This window comes from Pustulibacterium marinum, from assembly GCF_900116665.1.
Classification (GTDB): Bacteria; Bacteroidota; Bacteroidia; order Flavobacteriales; family Flavobacteriaceae; genus Pustulibacterium; species Pustulibacterium marinum.
Map to the genome: position 1 here is coordinate 176,672 of NZ_FPBK01000006.1, position 14,643 is coordinate 191,314.

Genomic DNA, 14,643 nt, shown 5'->3' on the forward strand with positions numbered 1-14,643 from the left:
GAGCTACGCCACATCAGCAAACGCGATAAAGAAACCTACCGAAAAGCCAAAAACAACAAGGCTACCAAAGCACAGCAAACCCTAAGTGCCAATACCAAAGCGCTCAATGAAATCAAAAGCCGCAACAAGCGTTGGCAAAGCCAGCAAACCGAGCGTCCCGGAGCAGGCAACAAAGGCAGTAGATACACCAGCAACAAAACGCATTACAGCCCTACAGACCCAGATGCACGTATCAGCGTAAAACCGGGCAAAGCTCGCAAGCTCAATTACCTGAGCCAACTCACCGTAGATACAGCCAACCATGTGATTACCGATATCAAAGCCTACCATGCCGATGCCAAAGACAACCAACATTTGCAAGACATTGTCAACCGTACCCATCAACGCCTATGGAAACTAGGACTACACTGGCAAAACTGTCTGGCCGATACCGGTTATAGCAGTGGTGAAAACTATGCCTTTCTAGAACGCAAAAGAATCAAAAGTTATATTCCACCACACGGCACCTTTAAAGGTGGACCAGACGGGTTTACCTATGAAAAGGAACATGATCACTATCGCTGTCCACAAGGAAAAAACATCCCGTTTACCAAAGTATTTTTAGATCATAAAACCCACACCAAAAAGAAAGAATACCGAGCCAGAAAACAGGTCTGTATGGGGTGTCCTATACGAAGCAGTTGTCTGGGAAAAGCACAGGAAAAGAAGTTTAGCGTCACTTATTATCGAGAAGAATACCTAAGAAATATCAAACGAGTACAAAGCAAACAAGGACGCTACATGAAAGCCAAACGCTCTAGTACCGTAGAACCTGTTTTTGGCATTCTTACCCAGTTTATGGGACTAGCCAAAGTGAACACCTTAGGCATACAGCAAGCTAACAAATGTATGCTCATGGCAGCCATTGCCTATAATCTCAAAAAATACCTAAAATACACCACCCCAAAAGCCCATAGTAATCAGGGAAACACACGCCTGCTCTCTATGACCATAAAAGCCTTTCTAAAAGCCCATAATCTGCTTGTAAGCCTTCCGCAAATTCAGAAAATCCACTACCGCTAAAAACAAAAAAGTCGCTCAAAAGCGACTCATATAAATCAACCCCCAACTTTTACCAAGGAGTTGTGCAACAATTACCGTTGTTGCCAGTAGTTTTTTATTCCGTTTAATAAGGTTCAAATGTTTCATTTTTGGGAAATCCGTGATAATAAACAACTTCTATCTCAAATGCTTTTGCTCCGTTCCAACGTTTAAAATCATTCCATTTCAGCGAGTCCAATATTTTGTCCGATTTAGACAATATCAATGAGTCTAATTCCGACAATTTTTGATATGCAATTTGGGTATCTTTTTCATTTGGTATTTCTCCATAAAATAATCGGTAAACTGAATTTTTGTCTTTTTTCGTTCGCTTATTAATTCCGTCTGAATACAAACTGTAATAAACAGAATCCGCAACCTTTATTACAATTCTTTTTTCGCCATTTAAGTCATTCAGTTCTGTTTTTACATAATTGTCGTTTTTCGATTCAGTCTGAACATAATATTTTACAGTTCCAAATTCCGTTTTTTCTCTTCTAATCAACCCTTTTTGTGTCGAGCACGAAACAACTAAAAAGATTAAAAAAAGTAGTAATATTTTTATTCGTAGGTTTTTCATTCAAATTACTGGCAACTCGTTTATATCATGAACAATATACAACTTTTATTCGCCTTTTAAGTTTTTACTCCCTCTTTTTCCTACAAAAATTGCAAACAGATAGATGATTTTCAAAGCACTCGCAATACAACGTCAAGCGAACAACAACACAAGGAGAACACAAGGATCACACAACAATGACACAAGAACAACACAAGGTTGACACAACAAAAGTAAAACTTGCGACATTTTGAATCTACATATTGTATTAAAAATCAGTCTATTAAGTGATTTACAAGTGTAAAGTCGTGTACACCTTGTGTACAGTTTGTGTACAACTGCACTTAGAAACTTGCTTCGTATGGGAATAAAATGTAACTAGTAGCAAACACAAACAGCGTAAATAAAATGACAGGGACTTTAAAACCATTACCTAGCGCATACATCGTCAATAACCATAACCAACGCAAACGGTTCCTTCTTAAAAAAGACGCTTTTTTATCCAGCCATTTTACAAGAATAAAGCGCAAAGGAATTCAAATCATATCAATTTGTATACAGATTGTCCCAAACCAACCTTGTCCCATAAAAACCATAGGAAGTCTCTAAAACTTACACTACATTCCAACAATCAATTTATCAAACCATGAAAAAAAAGAATAGAAACCAGCTTACCAAATGGCTATGGGTTACCGGCTGCCTGGCCATAGTAGCTTGTGACCAAAAGCCCAAGGAAACTAACACTACAACCGCCACAGACACCAAAGAAGATACACGCCCAAATATCGTGGTGATCATGGCAGATGACCTTGGGTTTTCAGACTTGGGTTGTTACGGTGGCGAGGTAAATACACCAGCGCTCAATAGCCTGGCCGAAAACGGACTGCGCTTCAATGCGTTTTACAACACCAGCCGTTGCTGCCCCAGTAGAGCCGCCTTGCTTACAGGTCAGTATCCACACCAGGCAGGTATCGGTCGTATGACTATGGATCAGGGCCAACCAGGCTATAAAGGCACGCTAGATGAACACACAGTCACCATTGCCGAAGTATTAAAAACCGCAGGCTACCAAACGGCCATGACAGGGAAGTGGCATGTATCCATCACAGAAGATCATGGAGATCAGGAGCAGTTAGATTGGCTCAACCACCAAAAAGACTACGAAACCTTCTCAGACACCATGAGTTACCCTACCCACCGTGGTTTCGATAAATACTACGGAAACATTTGGGGTGTAGTGGATTATTTCGATCCGTTTAGTTTGGTCAATGGTACCAAACCTGTAAAGGAAGTCCCTAAAGACTTTTATTATACCGATGCTATTGGCGATACAGCTGTGGCATATGTAGAGCAATTCAGTAAAAATAAAGACCCTTTTTTCTTATACGTAGCGCATTGTGCACCACATTGGCCTTTAATGGCTCCGGAAGAGGAAATAGAAAAATACAAAGACACCTACACCGTGGGTTGGCGAAAAATACGTGAAGAGCGTTACAAGCGCCTGATAGACAAAGGAATCATTCAAGGTGATGTAGCACAACTATCAGAGTTCATGTTCCAGGATAAAAAATGGGATGCCAACACAGATAAAGTGTGGGATGCCCGTGCCATGGCTACCCATGCGGCAATGATAGACCGTATGGACCAAAACATCGGCAAACTAATCAACAAGTTGGAAGAAACAGGAGAGCTAGACAATACGGTGATCTTCTTCTTGTCAGATAACGGCGCCAGTTCAGAAAGACCTTCACAGTACGGTATTGGCTTTGACAGACCTAGTGAAACCAGAGCCGGTACGCCTATAGCATATCCGGTAGATAAAAATACCGATGCCTTGCCGGGGCCGGAAACCACCATGTCGGGTATTGGTCCGCAATGGGCAAACACGGCAAACACGCCATTCAGGTACTGGAAGGCAAAAGTATATGAAGGAGGTATCACCACACCATTCATTGTCCATTGGCCAAAGAAAATTCAGGATAAAGGAGCTATTCGTACCAATGCCGCACACATTGTAGACATCATGCCTACGATTTTAGACATTGCACAAGCCACGTATCCTGAAGAACGAAATGGAAACACCGTGACTCCCGCAGTAGGAAAATCAATGGTTGCGGCTATGGAAGGTAATACGCAGGAAAACGTAAACGAAGTCCTGTTCTGGGAACACTTCGGATCAGCCGCCTTAAGAAAAGGGGATTGGAAGTTGGTAAAACTAACCGAAAAAGATCCTTGGGAGTTATACAACCTCAAAACAGATAGAACCGAATTACACAACGTAGCAGCCGAAAATCCAGAAGTAGTAAAAGCCATGCAAAAAGAATGGAAGCAACTTGCAGATGGGTACGAGGTATATCCAAAACCATAAGTGATTTAACCACATAAAACGTTTTATAAGCAAGGATGATTATTAATTGTCCTTGCTTTTTAGTATGTATTTTCCTTAAAAAAGTTTATATTCGTGAAAAGACCCCCGGCACACTTATGTTGTTGAACGAATAGGAAATCAAATTATGAAAGGAAAAAGACTATCTATAAAAGATATAGCTGCTGCATTAAATGTATCGGTGACCACAGTATCCTTTGTGCTGAACGGGAAGGCTAAAGAAAAGAGAATATCAGACGAAGTGAGCAAACGTGTATTAGAATACTGTAAAAAAGTAAACTACAAACCTAATATTTTAGCACAGAGCCTACGTACTGGGGAATCTAAAATTCTGGTATTTATGGTAGAAGATATTTCCAATTACTTCTTTGCCAAATTAGCGCGTTATTTTGAAGACCTGGCCTATACCAATGGCTATAAAATGCTGTTTTGTAGCAACGAAAACAGTGATAAAAAGTCAAATGAATTGATAAGATTATTTAGTGAACGTCATGTAGATGGTTATATCATAGTTCCTTCGCCCAATCTTTCAGAAAAGGTAAAAGAGCTAGAGGAGCAAGGAATTCCGGTAGTATTGCTAGACAGATATTTTGAAGGCTTTGAAGCAGATTATGTAGGAATTTATAATGATAAAGCAAGTGAAATGGGCATGAAACATTTGGTGGCCAATGGCTTTACCAAAACACTATTTGTTTCTACTCAATCTACTCAAACTCAAATGTTAGGAAGATTACAGGGATATAAGAATGCAGCAGAAGCAAATAAAATGGACGAAAAAATATTGCTATTGTCTTATGATTTCCTGGAAAAAGAGTTGGTTAAAGAAGAGTTGAAGAAATTCTTTGAAGCCAATAATGATGCAGACTCTATTTTGTTCGCCACAAATTATTTAGCAAAGTTAGGATTATCAGTATTAAAGAATATCTCATCCACAAAACTGCACCAAATGGGAATCATTACTTTTGATAATCATTACTTATTTGATATCACTTGTCCGTCTATCACGGCTATAGATCAACCATTGGAAGCAATGGCATCTGAAACCATGAACCTATTATTCAACAAATTGAAAAATAGAAACATGCCTCCGGAACCAAAATCAGTGGTTTTAGACACCCAACTCATCGTTAGAGATTCTACTTTACCCATAGCGGAAAGAACTTTATAGACCTCATAATTAACTTACCAACTACCATTTGGTGATTTTTAAATGACCTAAGTGGTAGTTTTTCTCTAAGTCTTCATTAGAAAATCTACTCAATACAGTTCAAAATACTACAAAACCAATCTTTTTACTGAATACTTCACCAGAATGAATCATACAGACGAATGCTGAAACTACGCTTTCACCTGAAAATTATACTTTAGTGAAATCATGAAAGTATAAAGTATGATTGAATACTTAAAATAATGGATAGAATTCAATAAACATGACTATACTAGTACTTTCAACTATTCAATTTTTCGCACAAAACGAAAATGAAATGAACCATTCGATTTCTTTTAAGGAGAAGGAGAACACAACTAAACAAAGCATCGCTATGAAAAATAAACTGATTATCGTTCTCGTTTTGATAACGCTATTCACGGTTCAAGCACAAGAAGTATTAAAAACTCCTTGGACAGATCAAGTGGAGAAAGAACATCCACTAAACGAATACCCCAGGCCTCAATTACAAAGAGATAACTGGACCAATCTAAATGGTTCGTGGGCCTACGCTATTACAAACATCCAGAAAGAAATACCTACTACATGGGATGGAGAAATAGTAGTACCATTCCCGGTTGAATCGTATCTATCAGGAGTACAAAAAAGAGTTACTCATGAACAACTACTGTGGTACAAAAGAAATCTTGAGTTTCAAACGGCAAACGAAAATGAAAAAGTAATACTCCATTTCGGAGCGGTTGATTATGAAACCGAAGTCTATATAAATGGTTTTTTCGTAGGGAATCACAAAGGTGGTTATACCGCTTTTGAAATGGATGTTACTTCCTTTTTAAAGCAAGGAGCTAATGATTTGGTGGTAAAAGTGCATGACCCTACTATGGAAGGAGAGCAGGCAAGAGGTAAACAAGTGAAAAACCCGGGTGGCATTTATTATACACCAGTTACCGGAATTTGGAAAACAGTATGGCTTGAAAATGTTCCAGAATCCTATATCAAATCCAACAAAATCACTACGGGTATAGATAAGAGCGTTGTGTCTATCCAAACGAGTATCGTAAATGCCAAAGCAAATGACCAACTGGAGCTAAAAGTCTTCTTAGACGATAAAGAAGTCACTACACTATCGGCGAACAGTTTTGAAACACTTGAAGCTACTATTAATAATGCGCAATTATGGACTCCGGATACCCCAACATTGTATACATACTCACTTGCCATCATAAGAGATCATAAAATTGTAGACAAAGTGGAAGGCTATTTTGGAATGCGAGATATCCGTATAGCTAAAGATGATAAAGGAGTACAACGTTTAATGCTCAACCACAAACCTTTGTTTCAATATGGACCATTAGATCAAGGCTATTGGCCTGATGGTATTTACACAGCGCCTACAGAGGAAGCGCTCTTATGGGATATTCAACAAATGAAAGCCATGGGTTTCAATATGGTACGAAAACACGTTAAGGTAGAGCCAGAACGTTGGTATTATCATTGTGACCGTATAGGTTTAATTGTTTGGCAAGATATGCCAAGCGGTTACAATGAGATTGTTCCTGTAAAAGACCATGACCATTCGGTGGAAGCTACTTGGCTAGACGAGCATTACAACGATTTGGAAAGATCTTTTGATTCTGAAAACAATTACAGAACCGAATTAAAGGAAATGATGTCTCAATTGCATAATTATCCTAGTATTTGTGTTTGGGTTCCTTTCAATGAAAGTTGGGGACAATTCAAAACCAATGAAATTTTGGACTATGCTGAATCATTAGATCCGTCCCGTGTTATTGATGGTCCAAGCGGATGGATAGACCGAAATGGAGGGGAATTGCATGATTTCCATTTGTATGGTAACCGACTTCAAAAAGAGTTTCCTTTGGAAGACCATAGAGGTTTGGTTATTGGTGAATTTGGAGGTCTTGGTTACGGTGTAAAAGATCATGTGTTTTCAAAAGAAGCTTGGAGTTATCAAGGGTTTAAAAATGAAAAGCAACTAAAAAAAGCATATCAAAGTTTGATAAATCGTATTGTAGAATTAAAAGCGGCAGGTTTTTCTGCAGCGGTCTATACCCAACTTACAGATGTAGAAACTGAAATTAACGGGTTGATCACCTATGATAGAAAAGTCATCAAAATAGCTATAGAAGATTTAAAAGAGCTCCATAAAGTTCTCTACTTAGATTAACGCTAATCGGAGATGAGCTATGTTGAAATAATACAAATAAAATTCATAAGTGTAAATATTACATTTAAAATATTTTAGTATCTTGCCACAAACAATTTAAGCAAGAATGAAAAAATTAGTAATTGCTGCCATCATCCTTTCAGGCTTCATTTCTTTTGTTAGTTGTGAAACTGAAAAGAAAGTAGCCATGAAAGAAGAGGAGGTAGCTTTAAGTGGAAATCCATTGTTCAAGTCACCGTTAACGGCAGATCCTTGTGTACTTACTTATAATGACACATTGTATCTATTTACAGGATCAGATCTTACACCACAAGGAGAAGAAGGTTTTCGTATGAACGACTGGTATATATTTTCTACTCCCGATATGGTAAACTGGAAGAATCATGGTAAAAAATTAACCGTTTCAGATTTTGATTGGGCTTCCAACAATGCTTTCGCAGGACATTGCGTAGAGAATAATGGAAAATTCTGGTGGTACGTTCCTATGGTACACAAAGATTCTACTGCAAGAGTTCATGAAGGATTTGCCATTGGAGTAGCAGTTGCAGACCATCCACTAGGGCCTTACAAAGATCCTATTGGTAAACCAATTGTAGCCGATACCACTAAGAATTCAATTCCATTAAATATAGATCCTGCTGTTTTTGTAGATGATGATGGCGAAGTGTATATGTACTGGGGTTCTTGGAACGAAGTGAGAATGGTAAAACTTAAGAAAAATATGGTAGAGACAGATGGTCCTGTTCAAAATGTAGAAGGACTTACCAATTTCTTTGAAGCGCCATTTGTTCACAAAAAGGGTGATACCTACTATATGTCGTATGCGGCATCTTATCCTTCTAGAACAGATTATGCAACGGCAAAAAGCATCACCGGACCTTGGACGTATAGAGGTGTGCTAAATGATACATTACCAAATTCACCAACCAATCATCAAGCTATTGTGAATTTTAAAGGAAATGATTATTTCTTTTATCATAATGCAGGTTTACCAGATGGTGGTCCTTTTCGCAGAAGTGTTTGTGTAGACAAACTAGAGTATGACGAAAATGGATTACTGAAAAAAGTTGTACGTACCGAAAAAGGAGTACCACAAATTAAAGAAGACTAAAAATAAGCGGTTTATATTAAGAAGAGGGGGAAGTACTTTTAAAAAGGCTTTCCCTTTTTTGTTGATTACTATTTCGTAAATGAATAGGTATGAATAACTTCATATTGCTTTACCTCCGGATCAAATTTACGTAAACTTACAGAATCGAGTAGAAAAGTTTTAGGACTTACATGCAATATATCCATTCCTTTGGCAAGCTGCTCTGGAGTTAATTTTCTACCAATGGTCATATGCGGATTTTTATCACTTCCCTGCAATGTAAATCGCTGGTGAAATATTTGCATGATTTCTTCTAATTTATCCTTTGCAACTGCATCTATAGATAAATAAAGTGTTCCACTGTTTTCAAAAGTTTGTAAATGCTCTAGAATTATTTCAAATGGGCGAATATCATTGCTTATATGTTCTATGATGGTATGAATATGTTGCAAAGCCTCATGTGAAACCTGCATTTCGCCAATGGTAATATGTGCCATGGCATTTTTACTTGAAAACCATCCGATAGTTTCCCCTAATTGTAGTTTTAATGCTTTTACATACGCTATAATAGTATCATTGGGTATGAAAGCAATGGAGTATTGTTGTGTACTCATTGACCGTAAATAAATTCTAGTTGTTGTTTGCCTGGGGAGGTTTTCAGGATAAATATAACTATTTTTCAATGCATGATAACTGCATCGGTTTTCTTTAAAGTAATTTTTACATATCTTCTTAAATAGCGGTTAAAAAATCAAGATATCTGTAATAAAGCTTCTATTGCAAACATTTTCACATTAACTTAAAAAGAAAATCAAAGATCTATGAAAACGATTGTAAAAGTAAAAGATGTAGCGCAATTGACGCACAATGTAAAAAGATTTACAGTGGAAAGACCCGATAATTATGAATTTACTCCAGGGCAGGCCACGCACGTTTCTATAAATAAAGAGGGTTGGGAAGAAGAAGACAGAGCATTTACATTTACGTGTCTGCCAGATGCCAAAGATTTGGAATTCACCATTAAAATCTATCCTGATCATAACGGAGTTACTGACCAATTGAATAAAATAAAGCCAGGAGACGAACTTATTCTTCGAGAAGTGAATGGAGCCATTGAATATAAAGGTCCCGGTTATTTTATTGCTGGTGGAGCTGGGATAACACCATTCATTGCCATTTTTAGAGAATTGGAACGTAAAGGTGAATTGGATGATAACATACTTATCTTTTCTAACAAAACCGATAAAGACATCATTCTGAAAAAAGAACTTGATAAAAAACTTGGGCATAATGTTACCTACGTAATCACAAATCAAGATGATACAGAATATACTCAGGGTTATATTGATGAGGAATTTCTAAGAAATACAATTACTGATCTCACCAAACATTTTTATGTTTGTGGACCAAAACCAATGACGAAAGAAATCAATAAGATTTTAGAAAAAATTGGAGCTACCACAGATGAATTGGTATTTGAGCAATAATATTGGAAAATAATATAGAAAGAGCCGAAGAAAATTATCTTCGGCTTTTTTGTTTGAAAATACTATCTTGTTATACTCAAACAAACAACTTTATGCCACCTGAACAACCCATTGTAAATCGAAAAAACCGATTAGAAGTAGTAGATGCACTTCGTGGTTTTGCCTTGGTTTCAATTATGCTGCTACACAATTTAGAGCATTTTGACTTCTATTTTAAACCAAAATTTTTACCCGAATGGATGAAAACCTTAGATACCTATATCTGGGATTTTCTCTTTTTTATGTTCGCCGGAAAGTCCTATGCCATGTTTGCTTTGTTATTTGGGTTAACGTTCTTTATTCAGAAATACAATCAAGAAAAAAGAGGACAGTCTTTTGATGGTCGTTTTGCATGGCGAATGATTTTGCTTATTGGTTTTGGATTCATCAATTCTCTATTCTTTCAAGGAGATATTTTGATGTTTTATGCGTTTGTTGGATTTCTATTGATTCCAACCACAAAATTACCCGCCAAATGGATGTATGTAATTATTGTATTGATGTTTATTCAACCTGTTCAAATCATCGCTTTGTTCAACGGAATTCAACATCCTGTTGCAGATATTCCAAGTCCGCCATCATGGCAATATTTTGGCCAAATGAAAACCTATATCCCTAATGATTCTTTTTGGGAAACAGTAAAAGGAAATTTATTCAACGGGAGAAAAGCCGTTGTGTTATGGACGTTTGAGAACGGTAGATTTTTTCATATGCTGGCGTTATTCTTATCCGGTTATTTGTTAGGAAAACATTTCAAATTTGTTGAAAATCCAAAGAATAGAAAGTTTTGGAGATTGGTATTTTTTTCAGCGGTGTTACTTTACATTCCACAATATGTTTTTCAATTGCGTATTGATGATTTAATCGCTACAGAATCTATTCGAAGACCTTTAAAAACAATTACCAACGCTTTAGAAAATATCACCTTTATGGTAGTCATTCTTTCAAGTTTTGTATTGTTATTTTATTTAAAATCAGGAAGAAAAATATTGAACGTTTTTTCACCAGTTGGAAAAATGAGTTTGACTAACTATGTGCTACAAAGTATTGTAGGTTCTACCATTTATTTTGGATTTGGTTTTGGCTTGTATCAGTATACCGGAGCCACCTATAGTTTTATCATTGCAATGATTTTAACTGCGGGAATGATTGCTTTCAGTACTTGGTGGATGAACAGGCATAAACATGGACCACTAGAAGGTATTTGGCATCGTCTGACCTGGATGGGAAGTAAAAAGAAATAAAAAAAGCTACCTGAAAAGCGCGATGTAAAATGTCTACAATTAATTCTTTCAGATAGCTTTCTATATTATTAAAGAGGAATATTAAGCGTAGTAATTTTTACCAATTCCAGCTTTTGGATGAATCACACCTTTATCGGTAAGTTCGTCCCAAAATTCAATAGGAATAGCTACATCCAAAGCCTGTGCATTTTGTTTTACTTGTTCCGAAGTACTACAACCAAATAATACAGTATCTACAAATTCTGGCGCATGAGAAAATTGGATCGCAGCGTCTGATAAACTCACCTTATATTTCTTTGCTACTTCTTTCAAAATAGTATATTTTTTGACAATTTCTTCTGGCATTTCACCTTCATAATTGTATCGTTTTCCAGCGTCTGTCAACATTCCTGCATTAAACGGTGCGCCAGCGATTAAAGTCGCATTACTGTTTTCTATGGCTGGCAACAATTCCTCTATAAAACGGTCATGATCTAGAATTGTATTGGATATAGCTGATAGAAAAACATCTGGTTCAGCAACTTTTAAGCTTTCTAAAATAGGATCAATATCATTTACTCCAAATCCCCAACCTTTAATTAAACCTTCCTGTTTCATTTTGGTTAGTTCAGGCATAGCACCATTTTTTGCAATTTCGAACTGAGCTTTCCAATCGCCGCCTAAATCAGCTTCATTTCCTGGAGCTAAATCATGAATAAATACATAATCAATATGGCTAACGCCTAAACGTTCCAAACTGTCCTCTATAGATTTACGAGTACCTTCGGCTGTGTAATCATATGTATAATCATTAGATGCAGGTTCATTCCACATGGTATCGGGTGGAGTATCTGTTGGGGTTAATATTCTACCTACTTTGGTAGATAGCAAATATTCGTCTCTATTTTTGGTTTTCAGAAAATTCCCCATACGTATTTCACTCAATCCTAAACCATACCATGGAGAAGTATCAAAAAATCGATAGCCTTCATTCCAGGCGGTTTCTAAAACATGATGCACTTCTTCATCGGTCATTACTTCAAAACCGTTTCCAAAAGGTACACCACCAAGTGCAATATCAAAAGGGATTTTAAATCTGTTCGTATTCATACAATTATTTTTTAAGTTTTCAGTTGCTTAAATTTACAACAATGACAAACAGAAATCCTTTGAATTAACTAAATATAACAGAACTTTAGCAACCTTCTATAAAACAAAAAAGTCGCTATGAATAGCGACTTTTAAGAAATATAAAATTGAATTATTCCTGACTCATTTCCATGCTGTGATCGTATTGACAACAAGCCGGTAAGTTTTCGTAAGACGTATCAGAACCTTTGAAGTTTTCAGTATCATAACCAGAAGCAGCAACTGCTTTTTCTATGCTAGCCACATCAGTTTTGGTATCATCGTAAGAAACTTCGATTTTTTTCTTATCCTTATCCCAATTCGCTTTAGAAACACCTTCAACTCCAGTGGCTGCAGTTTCAATTGTTTTTTTGCACATGCCACAATTTCCACGTACTCCAAATGTAGCCATAGCCATTTCTTGGTCTGTACTTTCATTTACAGCAACTTCTGCTGTAGTTGCTTCTTTTGCTTCTTTTTTGGTTTCGTTACAAGCAGTGAAGCTCATCCCGACTACTACTGCTAATGCTAAAATTACTTTTTTCATGTTCTTAAATTTAATGATTTTTATTTTGATGTAATTGTTTTTGCTACGTTTCCGCAAGTGAGCATAGAAGCTCCAAAATACGGATTTTTAATCTCAGTTTCGTCACTTAACCAATAGGCTCCTTTATTGTTATCGGCCATTGGACAAAACTGTACATAAGCCGTTTCAGTAGCTCCAAAGGTTTGCGCAAGTGTGATGATGTTTTCTGAAATAGGTATGAATAACTTTCGCTGTTCTTTTAGATCTACTTTTTGCTGAAATTGTTGCAATTGATCCAAGAGTTCTCGTTTAGTAGACATCCAAATTTCATGAGCTTCGGATTGTTTCAATAAAGACATGTCTACTGCGTTAATAGCAGATTTCAGTTGCGAAACAGAAGCTTTTGCCTTAGCAGAATCATCATTCACCAAGGCATCTTTTAAAGGAAGATATGCTTTGTACACTTCTTCTAGTTGCGCTACAAACTTAGGTGCTACTTTTAATGATTGTTCATTTTCTAAACTGAATGCATTCTCTGTAGCTGCTTTGGGTTGATGCATCATGGAAGGTTTCCCTTGCAATTGTGCCGCCGCATCTACTGTGAAGGCTCCATGGGTCACAATTTCCTCCCCAGCTGTGAGTCCGGAAGTGATTTCATAACTGTCCGCTAATTTAGGACCTAAGGTAACTTCACGCATTTCAAATATCGGTTGCGTTCCCGGAACTTTTACATACACTACCGATCTTTTCCCTGTCCATAAAACACTACTGGCTGGAATGGTCAAAGTTTCCGTAGTCGTGTTGGCTGTTTGTACTTTTGCTTCAACAAACATCCCTGGTTTCCAGCGATTTTCTTTGTTGTTCAAGGTAACTCTGGCTGTCACTGTTCGGGTTGTATTGTTGAGTACCGGATCTATAAAAGCAACCGTTCCTTCAAAGGTTTTTCCGGGATAGGCAGCTGTAGTAATGCTTAGTTGTTGACCTTTTTCCAAACTTCCTAGGGTATTCTCATATAAATCAAATGCCGCCCAAACGGTATTGAGGTTGCTGATTTTTAACAAGGCCTGACCTTTTTTTACTTCGTCACCTTCGGAAACTAATTTATCTAAAACGGTACCGCTTACTGTGGCATATACGGGCATGTATTCTTGTACTGTACCAGACGTTTCAATACTGTTAATCTGCGCTTCGGTCAGTTTCCATAATTTGAGTTTGTTACGAACTGCTTTGTACAAGGCAGGCTGACTATTTTTCAATTCTACCGCCGATAACAATTCTTGTTGTGCGGTTATCAGTGCCGGACTGTACATGGTAGCCAATACTTGTCCTTTTTGAACTGTTTGCCCTGTGTAATTCACATTAAGCTTCTCGATACGTCCTGCAAAATAACTTACTTGAACGGCATTATTCTCTTCATTCGGTTGAATGGTTCCGGACAGGGTATAGGTCCCTTTTGCATCTTCAGCATCACCGACTACGGTGGTTTGCACATTTGCCAACGCCATGGCATTTTCGGTCATGGTAAATTGCTCTGGTGTAAGTCCGTCTGCACCTTTTTCAGCCGGAATCAGTTCCATCCCACAAATAGGACAGTCACCCGATTCTGTTTTTAAGATCTGCGGGTGCATGGAGCATGTCCATAACTGTTCGGTGCTAGTTTCCGAGTGTGTGTGTTCGGTGGTTGCTGTAGACTCAGCAGGGGAGAACAGCCACCATCCAAGGGCGAGTCCTGCCAAAAGTAAAAGTATATAACTGCTATATTTTTTCAT

General features: G+C 37.5%; 12 protein-coding genes. 7 read left to right on the top strand and 5 right to left on the bottom strand.

From position 1 onward, the window contains the following. A partial coding sequence (locus BM383_RS10270) for a transposase (protein ID WP_245766568.1) occupies nt 1–1,062 on the top strand: 1,062 nt, incomplete at its 5' end. 103 nt (nt 1,063–1,165) lie between these two features. On the opposite strand, the gene BM383_RS10275 is transcribed toward BM383_RS10270, so the two are convergent. After that, complete coding sequence (locus BM383_RS10275; protein WP_093025045.1) at nt 1,166–1,585, bottom strand: hypothetical protein; 420 nt, start codon at nt 1,583–1,585, stop codon at nt 1,166–1,168. Between the two features lie 700 nt (nt 1,586–2,285). Here BM383_RS10275 and BM383_RS10280 point away from each other — a divergent pair. From BM383_RS10280 to BM383_RS10295, 4 genes are all read left to right on the top strand, one after another. Then, nucleotides 2,286–4,007: an arylsulfatase gene (locus BM383_RS10280; RefSeq protein ID WP_093025046.1), complete on the top strand. Its 1,722-nt coding sequence runs from the start codon at nt 2,286–2,288 to the stop codon at nt 4,005–4,007. Between the two features lie 145 nt (nt 4,008–4,152). Further along, nucleotides 4,153–5,193, top strand: a complete 1,041-nt coding sequence (locus BM383_RS10285) for a LacI family DNA-binding transcriptional regulator (protein ID WP_093025047.1) — start codon at nt 4,153–4,155, stop codon at nt 5,191–5,193. A 373-nt stretch (nt 5,194–5,566) separates the two neighbouring features. Further along, nucleotides 5,567–7,381: a glycoside hydrolase family 2 protein gene (locus BM383_RS10290; RefSeq protein WP_093025071.1), complete on the top strand. Its 1,815-nt coding sequence runs from the start codon at nt 5,567–5,569 to the stop codon at nt 7,379–7,381. Nucleotides 7,382–7,487: 106 nt separating this feature from the next. Then, nucleotides 7,488–8,492, top strand: coding sequence for a glycoside hydrolase family 43 protein (locus BM383_RS10295; RefSeq protein WP_093025048.1), 1,005 nt, complete (start codon nt 7,488–7,490; stop codon nt 8,490–8,492). 68 nt (nt 8,493–8,560) lie between these two features. Here the strand turns inward: BM383_RS10295 and BM383_RS10300 are convergent, their stop codons facing one another. Next, entirely contained in the window at nt 8,561–9,085 is a 525-nt protein-coding gene (locus BM383_RS10300) for a 2'-5' RNA ligase family protein (protein ID WP_093025049.1), read from the bottom strand. Between the two features lie 207 nt (nt 9,086–9,292). Here BM383_RS10300 and BM383_RS10305 point away from each other — a divergent pair, with 207 nt between their 5' ends. Both BM383_RS10305 and BM383_RS10310 read left to right on the top strand, forming a co-directional pair. Next, a complete protein-coding gene (locus BM383_RS10305) occupies nt 9,293–9,958 on the top strand; it encodes an FAD-binding oxidoreductase (protein WP_093025050.1) in 666 nt (221 codons plus the stop codon). 92 nt (nt 9,959–10,050) lie between these two features. After that, the gene (locus BM383_RS10310; RefSeq protein ID WP_093025072.1) at nt 10,051–11,241 is read left to right on the top strand and encodes a DUF418 domain-containing protein; all 1,191 of its coding nucleotides are present in this window, start codon (nt 10,051–10,053) and stop codon (nt 11,239–11,241) included. 81 nt (nt 11,242–11,322) lie between these two features. Here BM383_RS10310 and BM383_RS10315 read toward each other — a convergent pair whose 3' ends face one another. From BM383_RS10315 to BM383_RS10325, 3 genes are all read right to left on the bottom strand, one after another. Beyond that, entirely contained in the window at nt 11,323–12,330 is a 1,008-nt protein-coding gene (locus tag BM383_RS10315; protein ID WP_093025051.1) for an aldo/keto reductase, read from the bottom strand. 151 nt (nt 12,331–12,481) lie between these two features. Continuing rightward, on the bottom strand, nt 12,482–12,895 hold the full coding sequence (locus BM383_RS10320; RefSeq protein ID WP_093025052.1) for a heavy-metal-associated domain-containing protein: 414 nt from the start codon (nt 12,893–12,895) through the stop codon (nt 12,482–12,484). 20 nt (nt 12,896–12,915) lie between these two features. Further along, nucleotides 12,916–14,643: an efflux RND transporter periplasmic adaptor subunit gene (locus BM383_RS10325; protein WP_093025053.1), complete on the bottom strand. Its 1,728-nt coding sequence runs from the start codon at nt 14,641–14,643 to the stop codon at nt 12,916–12,918.

Excerpts from the sequence above, each read along its gene's own strand:
- BM383_RS10320 (WP_093025052.1), bottom strand. The coding sequence starts at position 12,895 with ATGAAAAAAGTAATTTTAGCATTAGCAGTAGTAGTCGGGATGAGCTTC.
- BM383_RS10325 (WP_093025053.1), bottom strand. The coding sequence starts at position 14,643 with ATGAAAAAATATAGCAGTTATATACTTTTACTTTTGGCAGGACTCGCC.
- BM383_RS10285 (WP_093025047.1), top strand. The coding sequence starts at position 4,153 with ATGAAAGGAAAAAGACTATCTATAAAAGATATAGCTGCTGCATTAAAT.
- BM383_RS10280 (WP_093025046.1), top strand. The coding sequence starts at position 2,286 with ATGAAAAAAAAGAATAGAAACCAGCTTACCAAATGGCTATGGGTTACC.
- BM383_RS10305 (WP_093025050.1), top strand. The coding sequence starts at position 9,293 with ATGAAAACGATTGTAAAAGTAAAAGATGTAGCGCAATTGACGCACAAT.
- BM383_RS10290 (WP_093025071.1), top strand. The coding sequence starts at position 5,567 with ATGAAAAATAAACTGATTATCGTTCTCGTTTTGATAACGCTATTCACG.
- BM383_RS10315 (WP_093025051.1), bottom strand. The coding sequence starts at position 12,330 with ATGAATACGAACAGATTTAAAATCCCTTTTGATATTGCACTTGGTGGT.
- BM383_RS10300 (WP_093025049.1), bottom strand. The coding sequence starts at position 9,085 with ATGAGTACACAACAATACTCCATTGCTTTCATACCCAATGATACTATT.
- BM383_RS10310 (WP_093025072.1), top strand. The coding sequence starts at position 10,051 with ATGCCACCTGAACAACCCATTGTAAATCGAAAAAACCGATTAGAAGTA.
- BM383_RS10295 (WP_093025048.1), top strand. The coding sequence starts at position 7,488 with ATGAAAAAATTAGTAATTGCTGCCATCATCCTTTCAGGCTTCATTTCT.